This is a genomic window from Pseudomonas sp. BN415 (genome assembly GCF_029871195.1).
GTDB lineage: Bacteria > Pseudomonadota > Gammaproteobacteria > Pseudomonadales > Pseudomonadaceae > Metapseudomonas > Metapseudomonas resinovorans.
Window position 1 is genome coordinate 320,947 of record NZ_SSOK01000061.1, and the last position, 23,824, is coordinate 344,770.

Genomic DNA, 23,824 nt, shown 5'->3' on the forward strand with positions numbered 1-23,824 from the left:
GAAGTACCTCTGGGCAACTGTGATACAAGCGCGATTGCTGGTGGGTTGAGCTTGGAAATTTCCGCGCAGCCAGTACGATGATGCCGTCTTTGCCGGCGAATTGGCGAAGATCACGTAGGGATGCGTGGTAAGAACGACGCCGATAATGGCGCAGCCTGGCGCGAAAGTGCCGCATAATCTGTGACCCCGGGGAGGTCATTTGTCCGCGCTCGTTGAGCCCATGCGCATGCTCCTGCTGGCGGAAACGCCGGCCTGGGCTGAACTTTTTCGCGAAACGCTTTCCGCGATGGGCAGCGCATCCCCCCTGATTACCGCCGATTCCTGGGACGCTGCCAGCAGCTTGGTGGGCGACCTGGGTTGTGCCCTGGTGCTTTGTACGCCGGCCCGGCTGCCCTCGGCCGGGCGTTGCCCACTGCCCATCATCTTGCTGCTGGAAGAAGAGCCGGACGAAGCTCCCCAGGGCGTCAGCGACTGGCTGGTGCGCGAACACCTGAGTGCCGACACCCTTCGTCGCACCCTGCGTCATGTCCGCGAGCGACGTAACCTGCAGCACGCGCTGGAGCGCCTGGCCGAGCAGGACCCGCTCACCGGAATCGCCAACCGCCAGGGCTTCCAGACCTTGCTGGCCGCGCGGCTGGTGGAGTACGACGGGCGCGGTCTGGCCCTTGGTCACCTGGATCTGGACAACTTCCGCCATGCCAACGACGCCCTCGGCCACCAGGCCGGCGACCGCCTGATCCTTCAAGTGGTGGCACGGCTCAAGGCGCAATTGCGCGCGGGTGATCAATTGGCGCGCCTGGGCAGTGACGAATTTGCCCTGCTGTTGGATACCCGTCGCGACCCGGCGCGCGCCGAGCGAGTTGCCGAGCGTATCGCCGAGTCCTTGGCCGAACCCTACCAGGTAGACGGCGAGAGCTTGCTGCTCGGTTGCAGCCTGGGTATCGCCCATTCCCGTGCCAGCGACGGTGCCGACCCGCTGATGTGGCACGCCCACATCGCCATGCAGCAGGCCAAGGCCAGCCAGGGCTGTACCTTCCATGTCTTCGATGAGCGCATCAATCGCAGCGCCCGTAGCCGCGCCGACCTGGAAAGCGAGCTGCGCCGGGCGCTGCGCCGGGACGAACTGGAGCTGCACTACCAGCCACGTCTATGCCTGAGGACCGGCAACATCCTGGGCCTGGAAGCCCTGGTGCGCTGGCGCCACAGCGAACGCGGCCTGCTCACGCCCAATGAGTTCGTGCCGCTGGCCGAAGAAAGCGGCCTGATCGTACCGCTGGGCTACTGGGTGATCTCCCGTGCCCTGCGCGATATGCAGTGGCTGCGCGGGCGCGGCCTGCCGCCGCTGCACATGGCGGTGAATCTGTCGTTCCGCCAGTTCCAGGACAGCCAGCTGCTTTCCACCTTAAGCCGGTTGATCCACGAACGCGGTGTCGATGCCCGCTGGCTGGAATTCGAGCTCACCGAAACCGCCGTGATGCGCCGCAGCGAGCAGGTGCGCCAGACCATGGACGCCCTAGGGCAGCTGGGCGTGCGCTTTTCCCTGGACGACTTCGGCACTGGCTTCTCCTCCTTCGTCCACCTCAACAGCCTGCCCATTGCCCTGCTGAAGATCGACAAGAGCTTCGTCGGCGGCATGCATGATCGTCCGGAGAATCGTCTGTTGGTGAAGGCGATGATCAACCTGGCGCAGAACCTCAAGCTGGAAGTCGTGGCCGAGGGCGTGGAAAACGCCGAGCAGCTCGCCCTGCTGCGCCAGTTCGGCTGTGACCAGGCCCAGGGCTACTGGATCAGCCGGCCGTTACCCCTGGCCGAGCTGGCACGCTTTCTGGTGTTCGGAGCGCGCCAAGCGCTGTTTACCAGACAGGAGTCCTGAGCCGCTGTCTGCGAATGCATTCGCGATTGAAGACTCGCAGGATGGCGCTGACTCCCGTACATAGGGTGGGCTTCAGCCCACCAGCGGAGGTCAGCGTGGGCTAAACGAGCGGGTCACGAGCGTGCGCCGAGGGGCGCTGTAGATAACCCGTCAGGCCGCAGCAACCGTGCGGTCTTCCATTCGAAGCCCAGGGTCAGCCCCAGCGCAGCGCAGGCCAATCCCAGCGCCAACCCCCACCAGACGCCGGTAGCACCCCAGCCCAAGGGGAAGGCCAGCAGCCAGGCCGCCGGCGCGCCCACCAGCCAATAGCAGCCGAGACCGACCAGGAAGGTGGTTTTGGCGTCCTTTAGGCCTCGGATCGCGCCCATGGCGATGGTCTGGATGCCATCGAACAGCTCGAACCAGGCGGCCACTGCCAACAGGCTTACGGCGAGTCGCACGATGTCCTGGTACTCGGCGGCGTGGCGGTCGAGGAACAGCCCTACCACCCACTCCGGTGCTACCCAGAACAGCACTGCGAACGCGAGCATGCAGCCGGCGCCGAAGCCGATCCCCAGGCGCCCGGCGCGGCGCGCTTCCTCAAGTCGACCAGCGCCGAAATGCTGGCCGATGCGGAAAGTCACCGCGTAGGAGATGCCGACCGGCACCATGAAGGCCACGTACACCGACTGGATGGCGATCTGGTGCGCCGCCAGCTGGGTGTTGCCGAGCGCGCCCATGCACAGGGCTGCGAAGGCAAACAGGCCGGACTCCACCGCATAGGTACCGCCGATGGGCAGGCCCAGGCGCACCAGCTCGGCCAGCGCCTCGCGGGATGGCCGTTGCAACCCCTTGAGCAGCGGATAGGCCGAATAGGCCGGGTTGCGCACGATATGCCAAGCGAGCAACAACGCCATCGCATTCATCACCACGGCCGTCACCAGGCCAATGCCCGCCAGGCCCATTCGCGGCAGGCCGAACATGCCGTGGATCAGTGCGTAGTTAAGGAGGAAGTTGGTCAGCGCCCCACCAATGCTGATGGCCATGACCGGGCCGGGTCGGCCGATGGCGCTGGTGAAACCGCGCAGGGCCATGAAGCCGAGGTAGCCGGGCAGGGCGAAGACCAGTGTGGAAAGAAACTGCATGGCGCCTTCCACGCTTTCCGGCGCCTGGCCGAAGGTCAGCAGAATGGGCTTGAGGTTCCACAGCAGCAGGCCGGCGGCCAGTGCCATGGCGAAGGCCAGCCAGAGACCGCTCTGGGTCAGGCGAGTGGCGCCGGTGTTGTCGTCAGCGCCGTGGCGGATGGCAACGAGGTTGCCCACGGCGGCGATCACGCCGACGCAGAAAATCGACACGAAGGAGTAGCTGGCAGCACCCAGGCCGCCGCCGGCCAGGGCTTCGGGGCCGATCAGGCCCATCATCACGGTGTCGGTGAACACCATCACCACATGGGCCAGTTGGGCCGCGATCAGCGGTCCAGCCAGGCGCAGGATGGCGACCAGTTCGTTGCGTATGCTCTGCGGCATGAGTAAGGCTCACTGTTTCGGAGGGCCGGCCAATTCCATTGACCCGCGTTGGATTCAGCAATTCTCCAAACCTTGAACCTGCAGCACAAAAGGAAAAAAATGATGCAATCCATGACTTTAACTCATAGGTAAAGACATATGTCACGCCGCCTGCCGCCGCTCTACGCCCTGCGTGCCTTCGAGGCTGCCGCCCGTCACGCCTCCTTTACCCGGGCCGCCGAGGAGCTGGCCATCACCCAGAGCGCCGTCAGCCGGCACATCCGAACGCTGGAAGATCACTTCGCCTGCCGATTGTTCGAGCGCCAGGGGCGCAATCTGCAGCTCACCGAGCCGGCGCGCATGCTGCTGCCCGGCCTGCGGGATGGTTTCGATGCCCTGGAGCGCGCCTGCATCACGCTGCGGGTCGACGACGCCACCCTGCGCCTGAAGGCGCCTTCGACGCTCACCATGCGTTGGTTGCTGTCGCGCATCAGTCGCTTCCGGTACCTCAATGACGACATCGAAGTACAGCTGACCAGCGCCTGGATGGATGTGGACAAGGTGGATTTCCAGCACGAGCCGTTCGATTGCGCGGTGCTGCTCAGCGACGGCCACTTCAGCCAGGACTGGGAGGTGACCCTGCTGTTCAGCGAATGGCTGATCCCGGTGTGCGAGCCATCGCTGGTTGCTGAACCCTGGGACTTGGCGCGACTGAAAGGAACCGAGCTGCTGCACCCGACACCGGATCGCCGCGACTGGCGCCGTTGGTTGCAGCGCATGGAGCTGGGGGAGGAGGTATCGCTCAAGGGCGGGCAGGTGTTCGACACGCTGGAACTGGGCATAGTCGCCGCCGCACGCGGCTATGGCGTGTCCATCGGTGATCTGGTGATGGTGGCGGAAGATGTTGCCGAAGGGCGCATCGGCCTGCCCTGGCCGACGGCCGTGGCCAGCGGAGAAAGTTACTACCTGGTCTGGCCCCGCGCCCGCAGCGGCCAGGACCGCCTGCGTCGGCTGCGTGACTTTTTGCAGGCGGAAGTGGCGGCTATGCAGCTTCCGAAGGTGGAGCTGCTCGGCTAGAAAACGCTCCCCTCATTGATAGCTCATCGTGAAGGTCGCATTGCCGTTTGCAGTGCCGGGAGTGATGTTGTCTGCAGTCTGAACGTAGCGGGCGCTGAGCGGAATCGTGAAGGTGGATTCGCCGTGTTGCACGTTGCCCGCGTGCCACTTGGCATTCGGACCAAGGTCCAACACCGTCGCATCGTTCAGAATCTGGATGCCGACACCGCTGGCCTGTGAGTCCCGCGAAAGTGACAGTACGTTGGACACATTGGTCTCGTTAGTGGCATCCGTGAGTGTGGTATGCACCTTGAGTGTGCTCCCGGCATCTCCACCCGAGCATTGCAACTCGATGTTGAAATTCTGCGAGGCGGTCGTGCTGCCGATACCGGTAAACGCTTTGGTTGAAAATTGACCAAGTGGTACATCGATGAACGTAGACGAAACCGAGCATGTTGGTTTTCTGAGGGAGATTTCAACGCTACCGTCCCACATGTAGATTGCCTTCTGCTCGCCGCCATTGATGCGCTGTTCTCCAAACGTGCCGGTCAACTCCCCGCCAGTCGTGATGGGCCCAACTTTGACCAAGCTAATCTCTAGGAGATATGCACCGCTACTGCCAGCCCAATTGTTCAGCTCGCATCTACCTGGCCAGTAGCCCATGTAGCACGACGAGGGGATACGAATGCGTAGGCCAATGCCTGGGATGCCGGAGTCGTAGGTTCTGGAGTCCAGAAGAGGCCTCGTGCCCTGCATGAGAATGAAGTAAACGCCAGATTTACATGGGCGACCGGAAATAGCTCGTCCCCTAACAATTTCTTTCCACAAATTAGAGCCAAGCGGCGCGTCCGGATTGATTTCGAGCGTCCCTGGCATCGCCATTTTCCATGTGGTCGGTTCTTGACAATAAGGTGCCGCCATTGCCTTCACCGACATGACACTCAGTGCCAGCGTGGTTCCGAGTAGCGAGAGAACCTGAATGAATTGCGTGGGCTTCATAAGTGCCCCCCCTTGTCTGAATTTGCAGGAGATTCAATCACCATTCGTTGAAAAGATGGTTGCCGGCATTTGGTGGTGATCTGTTGGTAACCGGCTCCGGTCTTTTTCATCGCACGGCAGCAGTGAATAATCGATACGGCACAATGTTTTATTTGCGCTGCCACGCTCTAAATTGCTCCTGCCCTGACCCTCAATGCCAGGAACAAGAATCTTGCTTGCCGGCCTGGCAACAGCAATACAGCGCTCGTTAAGAGCCTCGGAAATTTTAAGGAAGTCGAACCAGTGATCAATAAGCCCAGTTCCATCGTTCTTGAGGGATTGATCCTTTATCTTGTAGGTTGTTTCCCGAACTGTTCGAATTTGTTTTCTGTCTTGACTGACATCTGACAGCGGGCGGGGGATAGTAGTTGGGGGTATATGTGGCGTCTGAGAGTTTGTTCTGAAGAGTTGCAGGGGTTTATCAGGTTGCTTGTTCATGTTTGATGGTTTCATTGGAATAAGACGGTTCCAATGAAAGTGGCTTATAGCAATGCTGAATGCTCATTTGAACTTGGGAAACCAGGTGCTTGGTGGGGCCTGAGTCTTCACCGCTGCCGGTAGCGACTCGCGCCAGCGAACCTGCCCAATGGATGGGGCCGGATTCGGCAGTATTGAGCTAGTGCAGTTGGCGCAACCCGTGCTCCAGGCTGGCGCTGGACAACTCGCCCATGTGGCTGTGGTTCAGCCTGCCCCTGGAGTTGTAGAAAAGGGTGGTGGGCAGGCCGAATGACCCAGTGGCCTGGCCCAGGCGATTGCCGCTGTCGAGCAGTACGTCCCGGGGAGCGAGGCCTTGCTCGGCGAGATAGCGGGTCACCGCTTCGGCGTGCTCGCCTTGGTTAACCAGCAGGAAACGCACGTCGGGATTGGCCTTCTGCGCCGCTTCCAGCACCGGCATCTCGCGACGGCAGGGCGGGCACCAGGTGGCCCAGAGGTTGACCACCAGCGGGCGGCCATCCAGAGCGTGCAGGTCCACCGGATTACCCTGCAGGTCCATCAGGCTCAACGCCGGTAGCTGGCGGCTGCGCTCCAGGGCCGAGACCATCGCCAGGCCAGTTCCCCAGAGGCTGCCACCGACCAGCACGGCAATGGCCAGTGACCGGCGCAGGGCTGGCTTGCGCCAGGCGAGCCCGGCACCGATGAGGGCGGCGCCTACCAGACCCGGCCAGAACAGGAAACCGCCGTCGCGGATATCCACAAGACTCAGGGGCTTTACCGCGTAATGCTCTAAGTACTGCCCGATGAACGCCAGCCGCGCCACCAGCAATCCGCCAATCAGCATGGCGAACAGCGCACCCTCGGGGTTGGCCTTGTGCCTGCGCCCGGCCAGCCAGCCTGCGAACAGCGCCGCGAAGAAGCCGAGGTAGAGCAGCCCATGCTGCATGGGAATGGCGAGGGGGCCGAGGTTGAAGCTGGTCATGCCGGACTCCGTGGGACGAGGCGGCGAGTATCGCAGCCTGGTGCCGATGGGGCAGCGCCAGGCTGTGGATAAATGTTTCGGGGGAACTGCTTCAGCGCACGACGTGCAGGAAGTGCAGGTGCTTCTCGTACTGGTCGAGCAGGTCGCCGATCACTTCGTCGCGGCTCCAGCCCATCACGTCGTAGTCCTGGCCGCCTTCGCGCAGGTAGACCTCGGCGCGGAAGTACTTGCGCGAGTCTTGGCTCTCCTCGCCATCGCGGCTGACGAAGGCCGGTAGCGGCAAGGCCCGCGGGCGCACCTCGTAGCTGAAATCCACTTCGGCGCCGTGGCCGACGTTCAGCTTGCAACGGCCGTCCTCGCCGTTCTGCACGTCGACCGTGTAGCCCTGCTTGCGCAGTTCCTCGGAAATTTCCTGGCAGGCGGGGCGCACCACTTCATCGATGAAGCGGGTGACATGGCTGCGGCGCGGGAACATCAGGATGTTGCGCAGGCGTCGCTGCCAGCCACCGTGCTGACGTTGGGCCGGGCGGGAGAGATTGAGTGCCTGGTAGCGGATTCCGCGCTTGGTGGCGTCCAGGCGCAGGGCCTTGAGCAAGCCCCAGGTAGCCGCCAGCAGCACCACGGCGAAGGGCAGAGCGCTGGCGATGGTTGCGGTCTGCAGGGCCTTGAGGCCGTCGGCCACCAGCAGCGCCATGGCCACCACGCCTATCAGGATCGACCAGAACAAGCGCTGCCAGAGCGGCGTTACCTCGCGGCCGCCGGAGGCCAGCATGTCGACCACCAGGGCGCCGGAGTCGGCCGAGGTGACGAAGAACACCACCACCATGAGTACCGCAACCATGGACAGCAGCGAGGCGAAGGGGAACTGCTCGAGGAAGGCGAAGAGCGCCAGCGAGCTGTCCTGGGCCACGGTGTTCAGCAGGCTGTGGACGCCGTCCTGCAGCACCATGTGAATGGCGGTGTCGCCGAACACCGTCATCCACAGCAGGGTGAAGCCGGCTGGAACGAACAGTACACCGGAGACGAACTGGCGGATGGTGCGTCCGCGGGAGATGCGCGCGATGAACAGGCCGACGAAGGGCGACCAAGACAGCCACCAACCCCAGTAGAGCAAGGTCCAGCCGCCGATCCAGTCGCTCGATTCATAGGCGTACAGGTTGAAGGTCTTGCTGACGATCTCCGATAGGTAGCCGCCGGTGTTTTGCACGAAGGTCTTGAGCAGGAACACGGTGGGTCCCAACACCAGCACCACGGCCAGCAGGATCACGGCCAGCACCAGGTTGAGCTCGGAGAGGATCTTGATCCCCCGGTTCAGTCCGCTGGCTACTGACAGGGTGGCCAGGGCGCAGGTGCCGGCGATCAACCCCAGCTGCACCGGCACGCTGACCGGCAGTCCGAACAGGTGGTTGAGGCCGCTGTTGATCTGCAGTACGCCATAGCCGAGGGAGGTGGCCACGCCGAACACGGTGCCGAGGATGGCAAAGATATCCACAGCGTGGCCGATGGGGCCGTATATGCGGTCGCCGATCAATGGGTAGAGCGCCGAACGCAGGGTCAGCGGCAGATCGTGGCGGAAGCAGAAAAACGCCAGGATCAGCGCGACGATGGCGTAGATCGCCCAGGCGTGCAGGCCCCAGTGAAAGAAGGTCAGCTTCATCGCCTCTTTGGCGGCGGCGACGGTGTTGGCATCGCCTACAGGCGGGTTGGCGTAATGCATCAGCGGTTCGGCAACGCCGAAGAACATCAGGCCGATGCCCATGCCCGCGGAGAACAGCATGGCGAACCAGGAGCTGTTGCGGTACTCGGGGCGGCTGTGGTCGGGGCCGAGCTTGATGTCGCCAAAGCGACTGACCGCGAGGAAGACCACGGTGATGAGGATCAGCGCCACGGTCAGGACATAGAACCAGCTGGCATTGACGACGATCCAGTCCTGGATGTGGCCAAACAGGGTCTGGGCCTGTTCGCGGGCCAGGGTGCTGTAGAGCACCAGGGCAATGATGAGGAAGGCGGAACCGAAAAAAACCGGCGGATTGAGGGTGGATTGCGAAGACGAACGTGCCTCCATTGAGCTAGCTCTCCTTTTAATCGGATGGCCGCCAAGGGCGGAAGGCGCAGTATTCTAGCAAAAATGATAGATAAAGTCTCTTATCGGTAATCGATCAATAGCTTTCATTGCTTCAGGTCAGTGCCTCGGGCCGGTATTGCAGGGCCTCTCCGAGATGATGGCGGGCGATCTTCCCGGCCTGTTCCAGGTCGGCCAGGGTTCGCGCCACCTTGAGGATGCGGTGGGCGGCGCGCAGGGACAGGTTCAGGCGCTCGCAGGCGTTTTCAAGCCAGGCGCGGTCGGAGGCGTCCAGGGCGCAGTGCCGGCGCAGGCCCTGCAGGTCGAGGAATGCGTTGGCGCAGCCCTGCCGCTGAAGTTGCAGGCGCCGTGCTCGAGCCACTTCGGACGAGGCTTGCGCACTGCCCGGGCCTACGCTGGCCGGTGGCTCCAGGCTGGTGGATTCGCGGGCGACGGTCAGGTGCAGATCGATTCGGTCGAGCAGGGGGCCGGATAGCTTGGCGCGGTAGCGTTGAATCTGTTCTGGGGTGCAACGGCAGCGGCCACCGGGGTCGCCCAGATATCCACAGGGGCAGGGGTTCATCGCCGCCACCAGCTGGAAACGCGCCGGGAAGCGCACCTTGTCATGGGCACGGGCGATGACGATTTCGCCACTTTCCAGCGGCTCACGCAGAACTTCCAGCACCTTCCGGTCGAACTCTGGCAGCTCGTCAAGGAACAGTACCCCCTGATGTGCGAGGGTTATCTCTCCCGGTTTGGGTCGACTGCCACCACCGACCAGCGCGGCGCCCGACGCGCTGTGATGCGGTTGCCGAAAGGGTCGCTGCGGCCAGGACTGCAGAGGTGCGTGGCTGGCTACCGAATGGATGGCGGCCACTTCCAATGCCTCCTGCTCTCCCAGGGGCGGCAAGAGACCGGGCAGGCGGCTTGCGAGCAGGGTCTTGCCGGTGCCCGGAGGCCCGCAGAAGAGCAGGTTGTGACTTCCGGCTGCGGCCACCAGCAGGGCGCGTTTGGCGGCTGCCTGGCCCTGGACGTCAGCGAGGTCAGGGTAGGGCGGTCGTTCCTCCAGCAAGCCCTTGGGCTGATAGGGGGCGAGCGGGGTATGGCCGGCGAAGTGCGCGGTAAGTTCCAGCAGGTGCGCGGCGGCCAGCACCTTGAGGCCGCTGGCGAGGCTGGCTTCTTCCGCGTTCTCTTTGGGCACCACCAGGGTACGTCCAGCGGCGCGAGCGGCCAGCGCGGCGGGCAGTACACCCTGAACTGGGCGCAGGGCCCCGGAGAGCGCCAGTTCTCCCAGGCACTCGACCTCTTCCAGGGCATTGGCCGGTAGTTGGCCGCTGGCGGCGAGCACGCCGAGAGCGATGGCTAGGTCGAATCGGCCGCCATCTTTCGGTAGGTCAGCCGGGGCGAGGTTGAGGGTGATGCGGCGGGGCGGGAAGTCGAACCCGCTGTTCAGGATCGCGCTGCGCACACGGTCCTTGCTTTCCTTTACGGCCGCTTCCGGCAGGCCCACCAGGGCCAGGGACGGCAGGCCGTTGGCGAGGTGGGCTTCGACGGTCACGGCAGGGGCTTCGACGCCGACCTGCGCGCGGCTGTGGACGATGGCCAGGGACATTGATCACTCCTTGATCGGTCCGCCGGGCCGGAGCGGGATCACTCCGTCGGCGGTGGGTTCAGCTTGGCTTCCAGTTCCGCGACCTTGGCTTCCAGGGCTTCCAGGCGTGCGCGAGTACGGCCGAGGACCACCATCTGGCTGTCGAACTCGTCGCGACTGACCAGGTCAAGCTTGCCGAATGCGCTCTGCAGCAAAGCCTTGAACTGGGCCTCGACCTCGGCGCGGGGCAGCGGGCTGTCGCTGCTGAACAGGCGCGAGGCAGTGGCGGCGAGGGTATCGAGCAGGGCTTTGGGCGGCAGCATGGTGGGTATCCGTAGGTGAATGGGCGGCAGTCTACCACGGTGCTCCCGGGGGTCGGGCTGGCGATGGGCGGCGCACACTTTTTGAGCAGGGCGCTGGGGCGTTGCGCACTGCTTTGGTGCGATGGAGGTGCGGTTCCGGTCATGTGGAACAGGCACTCGGCCAGTATCTGCTTGAAAAAGCGCACTTTGTTCGGAGCTGGCAAGAAATCTGCTTGGAGGTGGACGACGCATGCACCGATGCAGTTCCGGTGCACCGGGCGAGGCGGGGGAGTGTTTCGCCAGAAGCGGTTGGTTAATGTCGGCGTGCCGAGGCAAGGCGGGCCGATGCGTTACAAAAGCCAGACACTGCGCTTAGACTTGAGCCGGGTTCGCGTTTTTCCTGGGGCAAGTCAACCAAACACGGGAGAGAGTTTCATGAAGCTAGTCACCGCCATCATCAAGCCTTTCAAGCTCGACGACGTGCGTGAGTCGTTGTCGGAGATCGGTGTGCAGGGCATTACCGTCACCGAGGTCAAGGGCTTCGGACGGCAAAAAGGCCACACAGAGCTGTACCGTGGCGCCGAGTACGTTGTCGATTTCCTGCCGAAGGTGAAGATCGACGTGGCCATCGCCGATGATCAACTGGATCGCGTGATCGAGGCCATCACCAAGGCAGCCAATACCGGCAAGATCGGTGACGGCAAGATTTTCGTCGTCAATCTGGAACAGGCCATCCGTATCCGTACCGGCGAAACCGGCACAGACGCGATCTAAGCCTCCGAACCCCAACGCCCCAGGAGAAAACAACATGACTCTGCGTAAAGCCGCAGGGCTAGGAGCCCTTTTGTCCCTCGTTACCCCCGGCCTGGCCATGGCCGCCGACGAGGTCGTGCTGAACAGTGGTGACACGGCGTGGATGATCGTCGCTACTGCGCTGGTGCTGTTCATGACTATCCCCGGCCTGGCGCTGTTCTACGGCGGCATGGTGCGTTCCAAGAACGTTCTGTCGGTGATGATGCAGTGCTTCGCCATCACTGGCCTGATCAGCCTCCTCTGGGTGGTCTACGGCTACAGCCTGGCCTTCGACACCACCGGCATGGAACAGGGGGTGATCAACTTCAACTCCTTCGTGGGCGGCCTGTCCAAGGCCTTCCTCAGCGGCCTGAACACCAGCAGCCTGGTGTACGCGATTCCTGAGAGCGTGTTCATCACCTTCCAGATGACCTTCGCCATCATCACCCCAGCCCTGATCGTGGGTGCCTTTGCCGAGCGCATGAAGTTCTCCGCCATGCTGATCTTCATGGCTGTCTGGTTCACCCTGGTCTATGCCCCGATCGCCCACATGGTGTGGAGCGGCAATGGCGGCCTGATGTGGGACTGGGGCGTGCTGGACTTCGCCGGTGGCACCGTGGTGCACATCAACGCCGGTATTGCTGGTCTGGTGTGCTGCCTGGTGCTGGGCAAGCGCAAGGGCTATCCGACCACTCCGATGGCTCCGCACAACCTGGGTTACACCCTGGTCGGCGCCGCCATGCTCTGGGTGGGCTGGTTCGGCTTCAACGCCGGTTCCGCAGTAGCGGCCAACGGCACTGCCGGCATGGCCATGCTGGTTACCCAGATCGCCACCGCCGCCGCCGCCCTGGGCTGGATGTTCGCCGAATGGCTGACCCACGGTAAGCCGAGCGCCCTGGGCATCGCTTCCGGTGTGGTCGCCGGCCTGGTTGCCATCACCCCGGCTGCCGGCACCGTCGGCCCGATGGGCGCCCTGATCATCGGCCTGGTTGCCGGCGTGGTCTGCTACTTCTGCGCCACCAGCCTGAAGCGCAAGCTGGGCTACGATGACTCCCTAGACGCCTTCGGTGTGCACGGCATCGGCGGTATCGTCGGCGCGCTGCTGACCGGCGTGTTCGCCGCACCGGCCCTGGGTGGCTTCGGCACCGTGGAAGACATCGGCGCCCAACTGCTGATCCAGTTCGAAGGTGTGGCCTTCACCGTGGTCTACACCGGCATCGTGACCTTCGTGATCCTGAAGGTGCTGGACGTGGTCATGGGCCTGCGCGTCAACGAAGAGGAAGAGACCGTCGGCCTCGACCTGGCTCAGCACAACGAGCGCGGCTACAACCTCTGATGCAGATGATTTCCCCGTTCGGCAGCTGCCGACGGGGGGGGCGGCAGAAATGCCTAAAAGGGCGCCGCAAGGCGCCCTTTGCTTTTTCAGCGGCCGCGCTAGAATGCCGGCCGTACAAGCCGAGACAGGTATTTGCGGATGTGGCAGCAGACCCTGATTACCTTGCGCCCGAAGCCGCGTGGCTTCCACCTGGTGACCGAGGAAATCCTGGCCGCATTGCCGGAACTGCGGCGCTATCGCGTCGGTCTGTTGCACCTCTGGTTGCAACATACGTCGGCTTCCCTGACGGTGAACGAGAATGCCGATCCCGCTGTGCGGCGAGATTTCGAGCGATTCTTCAATCGCCTGGTGCCCCAGGGTGAAAGCGGCTATGAACATGACTATGAAGGGCCGGACGATCTGCCCGCGCACTTCAAGGGCAGCCTGCTCGGCTGCCAGTTGAGTCTGCCGCTCCGAGACGGGCAACTGGCAATGGGCACCTGGCAAGGTGTCTACCTGGGTGAACACCGCGACCAGGGCGGTGCTCGCCGACTACTGGCGACCTTGCACGGCGAGGCGCCCTGAATTTTTTCCAGCCGCGTTAGTAAGCTGGCGTAGCTGGGCTATAACTAACCTGCTTTGGCAAGGCATGAGGTAGAACATGAGCGACGAAGAACTGGAACAAGACGAGCTGGAAGCGGCCGACGAGGAAGACGGCGAAGAGCTGGCTGCAGCCGATGATGGCGAAAGCGACGACGATGGCGAGGCCCCTGCCCCCTCTGGGAAGAAGGCCAAGGCTGCGGTCGAAGTCGAAGAGATGCCCAGCATCGAAGCCAAGCAGAAAGAGCGCGATGCCCTGGCCAGGGCCATGGAAGAATTCCTGGCCCGTGGTGGCAAGGTGCAGGAGGTCGAACCCAATGTGGTTGCCGACCCACCGAAGAAGCCAGACAGCAAGTACGGCAGCCGTCCCATCTGAGGCCGGCCCCCGTCGATAGAGCCCGCCATTGCGCGGGCTTTTTCATGCGTGTAGGGGAAGAAGGCGCCGCAATCGGTGTGCAAGCGACCTTATCTGCGAAAGCTTTGGCTCTCTAGTGCCACTTCGCCCAGCGCGCCAGTACCTCAGGCAACTCCCGCAGGCTGGTGATCTCCGCATCCGGCAGGTGTTCGCCGCTCCACTCCTTGCCCAGCGGGTTGAACCAGATGGCGCGCAGGCCGGCGCGGCGGGCGCCTTCGATATCGTCGGCGGGGTGGTCGCCGATATGCACGGCTTCGCGCGCGCTTACACCGCCACGCTTCAGCGCTTCGAGGAAAGGCTCCGGGTCGGGCTTGCCAACGCCAAGTTCCTCCGCGCAGAGGGCGAACTTGAAGTAGTCGGCCAGGCCCAAGCGGCGCACGTCGGCATTGCCGTTGGTGATCACGCCCAGGTTGTAGCGGATGGCCAGGCGTTCCAGGGTAGGGACGGTGTCGGGGAAGAAGGTGATGCGGTGACGAGCGTGGAGCATGGCCTGGAAGGCGCCTTCGGCCAGGTCGATGGCATCTTCGGCGGAGTAGCCAACGCCTTCCAGTGCGCGGCGCAGGGTACGGCGACGCAGTTCGCTGAGGCGGTGCTTGAGACTCGGTTCTGCAGCCAGGACTTCGCCGCGAATGGCCCAGAGGTGTTCCACGGGCATGGTGCCCAGGGCTGGAGTGTGTTCCATCAGCCAGTCGCGCATGGCGGATTCGGCGCCCTCAATGACCGGCCGGTTGTCCCAGAGGGTGTCGTCCAGGTCGAAAGTGATCAGCTGAATACTCATTCGTCCGCTCCCCGTCGCTTTGCTCTCGGGTGGGCCTGGTCGTAGACCGAGGCCAGGTGCTGGAAGTCCAGGTGGGTGTAGATCTGGGTGGTGGAAATGTCGGCGTGGCCGAGCAGCTCCTGTACTGCCCGCAGGTCCTGTGATGATTCCAGCATATGACTGGCGAAGGAATGCCGCAGCATGTGCGGGTGCAAATGCTGGCCCAGTTCACGCACTCCGGCCTGGCGCACCCGTAACTGGACTGCGCGTGCGGAGAGCCGGCGGCCCTGCCGGCTGATGAACACGGCGCGGTCGCCCGGATTGGCCATGGCGCGCAGCGGCAGCCACTCGTCCAGCGCTTCGCGGGCCTTGCTGCCCACCGGCAGCTCGCGAATCTTGTTGCCTTTGCCGCGTACCCGCACTAGACCGGCGGACAAATCGAGGCCGTCGAGGTCCAGGCCCACCAGTTCGGACAGGCGCAGACCGGATGAGTAGAAGAGCTCCAGCATGGCCTGGTCGCGACGGGCGATGAAGTCGTCCTCAACAGCACCGTCCAGCAGTTGCTGGGCGCGGTCGGCATCCAGCGCACGGGGCAGGCGGCGAGCGCCCCTGGGGGCGGCAAGACCATTGGCCGGGTCGTGACGGCAGCGACCTTCACGGATCAGGTATTGGTAGAGGCCACGCACGGCCGAGAGCAGACGGGCCAGGCTGCGACTGGACAGGCCGTCCTGGTGCAATCGGGCAATAAAGCTGCGCAGGCTGCGGACGTCCAGGTCCTGCCAGTCGGCAATGCCGAACTTCTCGCAGAGCGCACGTACCTTGAGCAGGTCGCGGTGGTAGCCGTCCAGGGTGTGAGCTGAAACCTGACGCTCGCTGCGCAGGTGATTCAGGTAAGCATCCAGGTCGGCTTGCATGGGACTTCCTTGGCGTGCGTGGTGGCGGGCTATCTCACCGAACGCAGGGGTGTGGCGAAGCGTGGCAGCACCCGGGCCAGGACTTCGGCGATATAGCCGAGGAACAGGGTGCCGAGGGAGCTCTTGTAGTGCTGCGGATCCGGGCTGCCAATGGCAAGTACGCCGTGCAGGCCCTGGTGGGTCAGGCTGACCACGGCAGCGGAGCCGACCTGGTCGCGCTCCTCGGCGCCGAACAGGAACTCCAGCTCATGGCCGCGCAGTATGCCGCAGATGGTCTTGCCGCCGGCCAGCAGTCCACCGATGCTCTGGTGCGCGTCGGCAACGGTAACGCTCCGACCTACCGGTAGGGTGCTCTCGCTGAACAGGATGAGGCTGACGAAGGGCACCTGGAACTCGTGACGCAGGCTGTCTTCCACGGCGCCCACCACTTCTTCCAGGCTGGAGGCGTCCAGCAGGTCGAGCACCAGGCGGCGGGTCTTGTCGAAGAGCCGGTCGTTCTCCCGCGCGACATCCATCAATTGCGCCAGGCGATGGCGCATCTCGATGTTTCTCTCGCGCAACAGCTTCACCTGGCGTTCCACCAGGGACACAGCGTCACCCGGCTGGTGCGGGATGCGCATTTCGGGAATCAACTCTTCATGCTGGACGAAGAATTCCGGATGGAGGCGCAGGTAGGCCGCCACCGTCTCGGAGTCGAGGTGCTGTGGCGGATCCTGATGCTGGTCGGTCATAGGCGAACCTGTCCTTCGAATACGCGAACGGCGGGTCCGGTCATCATAACGGGATGCCCCGGACCGGCCCACTCGATAGAGAGCCGGCCGCCCGGCAGTTCGAGTTGCACCGGTGAGTCCATCCACCCCTGGCGGATCGCGGCCACTGCGGCGGCGCAAGCACCGGTTCCGCAGGCCAGGGTTTCCCCGGCGCCGCGCTCCCAGACGCGCAGTTTCGCCTGCTTGCGGTCGACGATCTGCAGGAAGCCCACGTTCACGCGCTGCGGGAAGCGCGGATGGTGCTCCAGCTTAGGCCCCAGGCTGTGTACCGGTGCGCTGGCGACATCATCGACGCGCAGCACCGCGTGGGGGTTGCCCATGGAAATGGCTGCCAGTTCGACCGTCTGGCCGTCCACCTCGACCGGGTAGCTCAAGGCTTCGGCGTCGGCCACGAAGGGAATCTGTTGCGGGACCAGGCGCGGCGGGCCCATGTCCACGGTGACCTGGCCATCGGGTCGCACATCCAGTTCGATGATGCCGCTCTTGGTCTCGACGCGAATACGCTTCTTCACCGTCAGGCGCTTGTCGATGACGAAGCGGGCGAAGCAACGCGCGCCATTGCCGCACTGTTCCACTTCCGAGCCGTCGGAGTTGAAGATGCGGTAGCGGAAGTCGACATCCGGGTTGGTCGGGGCTTCGACGATCAGCAGTTGGTCGAAACCGATACCGGTGTGGCGGTCGCCCCACTGTTTGGCGTGCTTGGGCTGGATATGGGCGTGCTGGCTGACCAGGTCGAGGACCATGAAGTCGTTGCCGAGGCCGTGCATCTTGGTGAAGCGCAATAGCATGGATGCGCCCTCACTGCGGCAGCAGGCTTTCGCCGGCATAAAGGTCTTCGATTGTCTCGCGGCGGCGCACCTCGAAGGCTTGCTCACTGTCCACCAGCACCTCGGCGGCGCGGCCGCGGGTGTTGTAGTTGGAACTCATCACGAAACCGTAGGCGCCGGCAGAGCGTATCGCCAGCAGATCGCCCTCGGCCAGCACCAGATTGCGCTCGCGGGCAAGAAAATCGCCCGTTTCGCAGATCGGGCCGACCAGGTCGTAGGTGCGCTCGATGCCGGCATGGGGCTGCACCGGTACCACGTCCATCCAGGCCTCGTAGAGCGCCGGGCGGATCAGGTCGTTCATGGCCGCGTCAATCACGGCGAAATCCTTGTGTTCTGTGTGCTTGAGGTATTCGACCTGGGTCAGCAGCACGCCAGCGTTGGCGACGATGGAGCGACCGGGTTCGAACAGCAGTTCCAGGTTGCGGCCCTGCAGGCGCTGGCGCACGGCCTGGATGTAGTCGCCGGGCTGCGGTGGCTGCTCATCGCGGTAGCGCACGCCGAGGCCGCCGCCGAGGTCCAGGTGACGAATGTTGATGCCACGCGCGCTCAGGCGGTCGATCAGTGTCAGCAGGCGGTCGAGAGCGTCGAGGAAGGGTTCCAGGCTGGTGAGCTGGGAGCCGATATGGCAGTCGACGCCGATCACATCGAGGTTCGGCAGGCTGGCGGCCTGGGTATAGACGGCTTCGGCCTCCTCGATGGAAATGCCGAACTTGTTTTCCTTCAGGCCAGTGGCGATGTACGGGTGGGTGCCGGCGTCCACGTCGGGGTTGACCCGCAACGAAACCGGAGCCTTCACCTCCATGGTGGCGGCGACATTCTGCAGGCGTTCCAGCTCGTTGCGCGACTCGACGTTAAAGCAGTACACGCCGGCCTCCAGGGCGCGGCGCATGTCGTCACGGCTCTTGCCTACGCCCGAGAAGACAATGCGTCCAGGTGCGCCGCCGGCTGCCAGCACGCGCTCCAACTCACCGCTGGAAACGATATCGAAGCCCGCGCCGAGGCGCGCCAGCAGGTTCAGCACACCGAGGTTTGAGTTGGCCTTGACTGCATAACACACCATGCCCGGCGTTCCAGCCAGCGCATCGGCATAGGCCATGTAGCCGGCTTCGATGGCCGCGCGGGAATAGACATAGGTAGGCGTGCCGAAGCGAGCGGCGATGTCGGACAGCGCTACGCTTTCCGCGAACAGCTCGCCGTCGCGGTACGTGAAAGCGTCCATGACTGCTCCCCCGATCAGCGGATGTACACGTCTTTCTGGTGTTCTTTCGCTGCTTTTTCGTCGTCAGGCATGTAGAGCGGGCCTTTCTGGCCGCAGCCAGCCAGCAGGCAGGCAGCAGCGAGCAGGGCGACGAAAGGGGCGTGGAGTCGCTTCATGACGGAATCCTTGCAGAAAACGTGAATTGTTCCGGAGTATACCGACCCCCCGACGCCTTGCCTATTCGCCGGAAAACCCGTCCGGCGTGGCCTGCGGGCCTGTGCAGGGCTAGCATTGGCGGCTGGAAAAAGGAGATCCCATGGATAACGCCGCATCCCTTGCCGGTTCGGTCTCGGTTGCCTATCTACAGGGTCTGATGGCGCGGCTCGAGCCGCTAGGCGTGGCCCCTGCCGACCTGCTTGGCCATGTCCAGCTGACGCCGGCGATCCTCGCCCAACGTGACCAGCGCATTGCCGCCAGCGCCTACCTCGAGCTGCTCGGACATGCTGCACGGCTGTCCGGCGATCCGCACCTTGGGCTGCATCTGGGCGAGGCCGTGCGCCCTGGCCACTACGGTGTACTGGGCTTCCTGCTGATGAGTTGCGCCACGCTGGCCGACGCTCTACACCGCCAGGCGCGCTACGCCGCCCTGGTGGGTAACCTGGGGCGGGTCGAGCTGGCTGACGAGCCACCCTGTGAGGGCCTGGAGCCCCAGGTGGCGCACAGTTGGGAGTCCATCCTGCCGCAGCAGCGCGCCCTGCTGGCAGAAGAGACCCTCGCCGGCTGGGTGACCTTCGGACGCTGGATCACCGGATTGGATATTCCGCCCACCGAGGTGCGCTTCCAGCATCCGGCGCCGGTGGACATCTCGGAGCACCAGCGGATCTTCCGCTGCCCGATACGCTTCGGTCAGACGGACAATGCCCTGGTCTTTCCCAAGCGCCTGCTGGCCACGCCGCTTGGCCAGGCCGACGCCGAGGTGCGCCGGCTATTCGATGGCTATGCCGAGCGCCTTCTCGGTGAATTGCGCCAGGGCCATAGCGTGCTGGATCGCGCCCGCGAGATGCTGGCGGCTCAGCTGTCTGCCGCCGGGCCGGATCTGGAGCGCCTGGCTGATGCGCTGGCGCTGAGTCCGCGTACCCTGCAGCGCCGCCTGCGCGAGGCCGGGTTATCCTTCAGCCAGCTGGTGGACGAGACGCGCCAGCAGCTGGTGCTGCACTATCTGCGCGATCCGACGCTGGAGCTGGCGGACATTGCCTTTCTGATCGGTTTCAGTGAACCCGGCTCCCTGGGGCGCGCCTTCCGCCGCTGGACCGGACAGAGTCTCGGCGAGTACCGTCGCCCTTCATCCCCTATGCCCTGAGGTAATCCCTGATGAGTTTGAGCGAAGCCCAATTCCACGACCTGGTCGATGAAGCCCAGGAGCGTGTGGAAGACGCATTCGATGACAGCGACCTGGATCTGGACCTGGAAAACAGCGCGGGTGTGCTCACCGTGCGCTTCGAGAACGGCAGCCAGGTGATCCTCAGCCGCCAGGAGCCTCTGCGCCAGCTCTGGGTGGCCGCACGTTCGGGGGGCTTCCACTTTGACTATGACCAGGCCAGCGGTCGCTGGATCTGCGACAGCAGCGACGAACCGCTGGGCGAGCTGCTCAGCCGCGTAACCCGCGAACAGGCGGGCGAAGACCTTGAGTTCGACGAACTCTGACAGCGCGCCCCAGGCTCGCCATCCGTCGCCGTGCATCCGACGCTGCTGTCTGGACGATACGGACGTCTGTGTAGGCTGCGGCCGAACCCTTGCGGAAATCTGCGAGTGGAACCAGGCCAGCGACCCGCGCCGCCGCGAAATCTGTGCCGCCGCCGAACTGAGACGGCGACCGATGCGCGGCTGACCGGCCGGTCTTGCCAATCGCGGGTGCCCTGACGTACTGTCGGGCTTCCGGGCAAGTCGTCCGGTTAGACAGAATCTGAAACCCCGCCTTCGGGCGGGGTTTCGCTTTTTTCGCTACCTGCATAAGGAGTCGCGCGTTCGCCATGAACACCCACCCGCCCATCACCATTACCCGTCTCGACCTGCAACGCCTGGAGCGCCTGCTCGACAGCCTGGAGGAGTTCGGCCCCGCCGCCGAGGCGCTGGAGCGCGAGTTGGCTCGCGCTCAGGTGGTTGGCCATGAGGAAGTTCCGCCGGGCGTCGTCACCATGAATTCCCGCGTGCATTGCCGCGAGGAAAGCAGTGGCAAGGACTATCACCTGACGCTGGTCTACCCGGAAGACGTGGGTGGCGAAGGCAAGGTCTCCATCCTCGCCCCGGTCGGCAGTGCGCTGCTCGGCTTGTCCGTCGGTCAGCATATCGATTGGCCGGTTCCCGGCGGCAAGACCCTCAAGCTGACCTTGCTGGAAGTCGAGTACCAGCCCGAAGCGGCCGGCGAATACAGCCGCTGATCCGTCCTGTTGTAGGGGCGACTTCAATCGCCAAGCGGACCGAAGGTTCGCCTCTTGAGATTCGCCCCTACAAGACCCTTCGCCCCGGCCAGCTCAGCCGTCTCGTAACGCCCTGTTCAGCTGTTCTTCCAACTCCACCTTGTAACGCAGGTAGTGGACGGTCTGCGCCTGACCCTTGCCGGGCACCCGCGACAGGTCGAGGTCGGTGATGTAGCACGGGTAGCGCTCAGGCGTACGGCGCTGGGCGATGATGTGTCGGGCTACGGCGGCAAAAAGGCCGGTGCCGTACTCCAGTTCTGAGAACTCGCGGTGGTTGCAGTACAGGGTCACATGCACCAGGCCCTGTTCGGCCGGCTCGACGATGGCCTGCACGTCGTAGAAGGGGTGGCTGACCACCGCTGAGGGCGCCGGGCGTCGTTCCAGGTGACGGCCTTGGCGAACCACCTCGTAATAAAGGATTTCCGGCACCAGCGCAGCGTGCGGACTGTCCAGTGGCAACAAGGCATTGCGTCGGTAGAGCAGCGACTGCAGGAAGCGGTGCAGTGGCGTCAGCAGGCTCTGCTCGTCACGGAAGGGCAAGCGTTGGCGCCAGAGAGCGTTGTGCTCGTCCAGCAGGCTGATCTCGGCACTGTCGCCCTCCCGGCGGTAGAACACCTGGATGCATTCCGGTCGGCCGATGGGCAGGATCACAGCGAGATCCTGATCTTCCAGGGCGTGGCGATCCAGTTGCAGAGGACTGTAGCCCGGAAGATCGCGCCCCAGGTGCTCCACCAGCCCCGGCAGGTCGACCAGGCTGGCGTGGCTCACCTGGCCTGGCTCCAGTTGTAGGACGTGGAAGCGCTGCTGGATTTGCAGCAGGAAGCGCGGCACTCCGGCTGCGCCGAGCAACTCCTGGGCGTCGTCGAACAGTTCTTGTACCCGCTGACCGATCGCCTGAGCCCGGTTGCGGCAGAAACAGCGTACTCGCAGGCCGGGGCGTGCGCTGCTGCTGGGCAGACTGTTGAGGTAGTCGCGCAGGCAAGCGAGCAGGGCGTCCGGACCTTCGAAGCGGTTGACCAGCATCTCGTTCCAGCTGTTCAAGACCACTTGATCGATGGTCAACACCAGGTTTTCGCGCGCCCCGGAATAGCCCAGGGCATCCGTGCGCTCGGTGGTGAGGTGGAGGTTCTTCTGGCTGTGCTGCTTCAGGGGGTCGACGCCGATATTCACCAGCAACAGCACCTCGGTCGGAGTGCCGGCCCTTAACAAGGCGCTGTCATCCACCTGTCCCAGAGGCTGGGGGAAGGTCTGCTGCAGGCTGGTCAGCAAATTGGACAGTTCGTACTCGGTCAGATCGCTGCTCCCCGGGTGCAGGGAAACGCGGGTACTGGTGTCGATCACACCGTTTCGATGGCACCAGGCAAGGAGCGGCATCAGTTCGCGGCTGCGTTTCAGCGGCGCGAAGTCCTGCCATTCCAGGGCATTCAGGCTGCCGGAAAATAGCGTCCACTGGGTTTCGCCCTCGGCATCCGGGCTGGTGCACTGCACCAGGGTGAGAGTGTCTTCGGCGATGTCCGGGGCGATCCCTGGGTTGATGAACTCCACCTTGCCCGCCTTGCGCTCGAAGGCAGCGTAGAGTCGCCGGCCGAGTACCCCCAGGTCGCGGCTGCTGAGGGTGCCGCTGGCCTGTTCGCTGCGGGCGAACTGGGAGAGGAAGCGATAGCTGTAGGTCAGCTCATTGACCAGGGCGCGGCGCTCGGCCAGCACTTGGCGTACTTTCCACTGGCTGCGGCTGTCGAGCATCGCCAACTGGCGTTGCTGCCAGTGCCATTCGGCGGTCAGGCGCTCCAGCAGCAGGCGCTGCCAGCTCTTGTTGCGGTTGCGTGGCGGCCGGCTGAGTTTCTTGTCCACCTTCAGGTAAAGGCAGCGGCGGATCAGCTCTAGGCGCTCGGTTTCGTTGCGCCCGCGCAGGTACTCCTCGAGGCGGCGGTAGACCACCATGTAGGGGTCCAGCTCGTCCAGGTCCAGGCGGTTGGCATAGACCGCCTCCTTGAAACGCAGGGACAGGCAGGCCACCTGCGGATGCTCGCTGGCGTAGACCTCGGTTAGCAGCAGCTTGAGTACCGACTTGTAGGGCGATTCGATGCCCTTGAACAGCTGCCACATGCTGGCGCCAATGAACTCGCCGGGCGGTATGTGCGCCAGGTGCCCAAGGTCGAGTACTTCTTCGGCGCGGATGAAACGCTTGGACAGCAGGGTCTCGGTGTACGCGGTGTAGCGTGACTCTTCGTACACCGGCACCAGCCACCACAGCGGGGTGCGCCCGGCGAGCCAGATGGCAGTGCGATAGAACTCGTCGAGCAGCAAGTAGTGTTGGGTGGTGCCGCAGTCGTCGGAGGTCAGTCGTGTCTCGCGATCGCCCTGGGTGAAGCGGGCCGGGTCGATGAGAAAGAAGTGCGCTTCGGCACCCTGGCTGGCCGCCCATTCCTCCAGCGCGCTGCACTTGCGTTGCAGTTCGGCGGTGGCGGCGGCGTCCAGGTCCGGCGCGTGGCAGACCCAGATGTCCATGTCGCTCTGTTCGGCCTGGGCGATGGTCCCCAGGCTGCCCATCAGGAACAGGCCGTGGATCGGCGTCGGCTGCGGGCCGCGGCGCGGCTTGTAGGCGAAGGAGCGGGTGAGCCGCTGGACTTCGGCCAACAGGTCGTCATCGGGCTCGTAGGCGGCGACCCCGGCCGGCGTGGTGCCGGAGACGTAGCCGGGCAGCAGCGGGTGGTTGACATGGAACAGCAGCGGCAACAGCTTCAGGACCAGTTGCTGGCGTGTGGACAGCGCCTGCATGGCACGATCCAGGCGGCCATTGTTGACCTTGAGGAAGCGGGCGCGCAGTTGCGCAAGGACCTTGCGGTCGATGCCGTCGTCGATGTCCGGGCGGATTTCCTGGGTGCGCGTCATGCTCTGCTCGTGTCCCGATGCTGGCTGCCTGCCGTCAGCCTTCA

General features: G+C 64.1%; 24 protein-coding genes. 10 read left to right on the forward strand and 14 right to left on the reverse strand.

Going from position 1 to position 23,824, the window contains the following annotated elements; genetic code table 11:
* Positions 1-199 precede the first annotated feature (199 nt).
* Entirely contained in the window at positions 200-1,873 is a 1,674-nt protein-coding gene (locus E8F20_RS19895; protein ID WP_280285272.1) for an EAL domain-containing protein, read from the forward strand.
* A gap of 113 nt (positions 1,874-1,986) precedes the next feature.
* Here E8F20_RS19895 and E8F20_RS19900 read toward each other — a convergent pair whose 3' ends face one another.
* Positions 1,987-3,378: a NorM family multidrug efflux MATE transporter gene (locus E8F20_RS19900; RefSeq protein WP_280285273.1), complete on the reverse strand. Its 1,392-nt coding sequence runs from the start codon at positions 3,376-3,378 to the stop codon at positions 1,987-1,989.
* 138 nt (positions 3,379-3,516) lie between these two features.
* On the opposite strand from E8F20_RS19900, the gene E8F20_RS19905 reads away from it, so the two are divergent.
* Entirely contained in the window at positions 3,517-4,434 is a 918-nt protein-coding gene (locus tag E8F20_RS19905; RefSeq protein WP_280285274.1) for a LysR substrate-binding domain-containing protein, read from the forward strand.
* Between the two features lie 12 nt (positions 4,435-4,446).
* Here E8F20_RS19905 and E8F20_RS19910 read toward each other — a convergent pair whose 3' ends face one another.
* The 6 genes from E8F20_RS19910 to E8F20_RS19935 all read right to left on the reverse strand — a co-directional run bounded on the left by E8F20_RS19910 (position 4,447) and on the right by E8F20_RS19935 (position 10,844).
* A complete protein-coding gene (locus tag E8F20_RS19910) occupies positions 4,447-5,412 on the reverse strand; it encodes a fimbrial protein (protein ID WP_280285275.1) in 966 nt (321 codons plus the stop codon).
* Between the two features lie 33 nt (positions 5,413-5,445).
* Positions 5,446-5,889 carry a hypothetical protein gene (locus E8F20_RS19915; protein WP_280285276.1) on the reverse strand — a complete coding sequence of 148 codons (444 nt, stop codon included), beginning with the start codon at positions 5,887-5,889 and terminating at the stop codon, positions 5,446-5,448.
* Between the two features lie 178 nt (positions 5,890-6,067).
* Positions 6,068-6,868 carry a TlpA disulfide reductase family protein gene (locus tag E8F20_RS19920; RefSeq protein ID WP_280285277.1) on the reverse strand — a complete coding sequence of 267 codons (801 nt, stop codon included), beginning with the start codon at positions 6,866-6,868 and terminating at the stop codon, positions 6,068-6,070.
* Between the two features lie 91 nt (positions 6,869-6,959).
* Positions 6,960-8,933: a choline BCCT transporter BetT gene (gene betT, locus E8F20_RS19925; protein ID WP_280285278.1), complete on the reverse strand. Its 1,974-nt coding sequence runs from the start codon at positions 8,931-8,933 to the stop codon at positions 6,960-6,962.
* Positions 8,934-9,045: 112 nt separating this feature from the next.
* Positions 9,046-10,542 (reverse strand): YifB family Mg chelatase-like AAA ATPase, encoded by a 1,497-nt coding sequence (locus tag E8F20_RS19930; RefSeq protein WP_280285279.1) that lies wholly within the window; start codon positions 10,540-10,542, stop codon positions 9,046-9,048.
* A 38-nt stretch (positions 10,543-10,580) separates the two neighbouring features.
* Entirely contained in the window at positions 10,581-10,844 is a 264-nt protein-coding gene (locus tag E8F20_RS19935) for an accessory factor UbiK family protein (RefSeq protein ID WP_280285280.1), read from the reverse strand.
* Positions 10,845-11,258: 414 nt separating this feature from the next.
* Here E8F20_RS19935 and glnK point away from each other — a divergent pair, with 414 nt between their 5' ends.
* From glnK to sutA, 4 genes are all read left to right on the forward strand, one after another.
* The gene (glnK, locus tag E8F20_RS19940; RefSeq protein WP_003457590.1) at positions 11,259-11,597 is read left to right on the forward strand and encodes a P-II family nitrogen regulator; all 339 of its coding nucleotides are present in this window, start codon (positions 11,259-11,261) and stop codon (positions 11,595-11,597) included.
* A gap of 34 nt (positions 11,598-11,631) precedes the next feature.
* Positions 11,632-12,951 carry an ammonium transporter gene (locus E8F20_RS19945; RefSeq protein ID WP_280285281.1) on the forward strand — a complete coding sequence of 440 codons (1,320 nt, stop codon included), beginning with the start codon at positions 11,632-11,634 and terminating at the stop codon, positions 12,949-12,951.
* Between the two features lie 138 nt (positions 12,952-13,089).
* Complete coding sequence (locus E8F20_RS19950; RefSeq protein WP_137821960.1) at positions 13,090-13,515, forward strand: secondary thiamine-phosphate synthase enzyme YjbQ; 426 nt, start codon at positions 13,090-13,092, stop codon at positions 13,513-13,515.
* Between the two features lie 76 nt (positions 13,516-13,591).
* On the forward strand, positions 13,592-13,906 hold the full coding sequence (sutA, locus tag E8F20_RS19955) for a transcriptional regulator SutA (RefSeq protein WP_280285283.1): 315 nt from the start codon (positions 13,592-13,594) through the stop codon (positions 13,904-13,906).
* A 112-nt stretch (positions 13,907-14,018) separates the two neighbouring features.
* Here the strand turns inward: sutA and E8F20_RS19960 are convergent, their stop codons facing one another.
* From E8F20_RS19960 to E8F20_RS19985, 6 genes are read right to left on the reverse strand one after another with little or no spacing between them, the layout of a single operon-like run.
* Entirely contained in the window at positions 14,019-14,723 is a 705-nt protein-coding gene (locus E8F20_RS19960) for an HAD family hydrolase (RefSeq protein ID WP_280285284.1), read from the reverse strand.
* On the reverse strand, positions 14,720-15,616 hold the full coding sequence (gene xerC / locus E8F20_RS19965; protein WP_280285285.1) for a tyrosine recombinase XerC: 897 nt from the start codon (positions 15,614-15,616) through the stop codon (positions 14,720-14,722). Before xerC ends, E8F20_RS19960 begins: the two co-directional genes overlap by 4 nt.
* Before the next feature lie 29 nt (positions 15,617-15,645).
* A complete protein-coding gene (locus E8F20_RS19970; RefSeq protein WP_280285286.1) occupies positions 15,646-16,347 on the reverse strand; it encodes a DUF484 family protein in 702 nt (233 codons plus the stop codon).
* The gene (dapF, locus tag E8F20_RS19975; protein ID WP_028626861.1) at positions 16,344-17,174 is read right to left on the reverse strand and encodes a diaminopimelate epimerase; all 831 of its coding nucleotides are present in this window, start codon (positions 17,172-17,174) and stop codon (positions 16,344-16,346) included. Before dapF ends, E8F20_RS19970 begins: the two co-directional genes overlap by 4 nt.
* Positions 17,175-17,184: 10 nt before the next feature.
* Positions 17,185-18,432 carry a diaminopimelate decarboxylase gene (gene lysA / locus E8F20_RS19980; protein WP_280285287.1) on the reverse strand — a complete coding sequence of 416 codons (1,248 nt, stop codon included), beginning with the start codon at positions 18,430-18,432 and terminating at the stop codon, positions 17,185-17,187.
* Between the two features lie 14 nt (positions 18,433-18,446).
* Entirely contained in the window at positions 18,447-18,587 is a 141-nt protein-coding gene (locus tag E8F20_RS19985) for a lipoprotein (protein ID WP_028626859.1), read from the reverse strand.
* A gap of 140 nt (positions 18,588-18,727) precedes the next feature.
* Here E8F20_RS19985 and E8F20_RS19990 point away from each other — a divergent pair, with 140 nt between their 5' ends.
* The 4 genes from E8F20_RS19990 (at position 18,728) to rnk (ending at position 20,849) form a co-directional block, all read left to right on the forward strand.
* Positions 18,728-19,771 carry an AraC family transcriptional regulator gene (locus tag E8F20_RS19990; RefSeq protein ID WP_280285288.1) on the forward strand — a complete coding sequence of 348 codons (1,044 nt, stop codon included), beginning with the start codon at positions 18,728-18,730 and terminating at the stop codon, positions 19,769-19,771.
* Between the two features lie 11 nt (positions 19,772-19,782).
* Positions 19,783-20,115 (forward strand): iron donor protein CyaY, encoded by a 333-nt coding sequence (gene cyaY, locus E8F20_RS19995; protein WP_028626857.1) that lies wholly within the window; start codon positions 19,783-19,785, stop codon positions 20,113-20,115.
* Positions 20,096-20,299: a DUF1289 domain-containing protein gene (locus E8F20_RS20000; protein WP_280285289.1), complete on the forward strand. Its 204-nt coding sequence runs from the start codon at positions 20,096-20,098 to the stop codon at positions 20,297-20,299. Before cyaY ends, E8F20_RS20000 begins: the two co-directional genes overlap by 20 nt.
* 142 nt (positions 20,300-20,441) lie before the next feature.
* Positions 20,442-20,849 (forward strand): nucleoside diphosphate kinase regulator, encoded by a 408-nt coding sequence (gene rnk / locus E8F20_RS20005; RefSeq protein ID WP_028626856.1) that lies wholly within the window; start codon positions 20,442-20,444, stop codon positions 20,847-20,849.
* Between the two features lie 93 nt (positions 20,850-20,942).
* Here the strand turns inward: rnk and E8F20_RS20010 are convergent, their stop codons facing one another.
* Positions 20,943-23,780 (reverse strand): class I adenylate cyclase, encoded by a 2,838-nt coding sequence (locus E8F20_RS20010; protein WP_280285291.1) that lies wholly within the window; start codon positions 23,778-23,780, stop codon positions 20,943-20,945.
* Between the last annotated feature and the right edge of the window lie 44 nt (positions 23,781-23,824).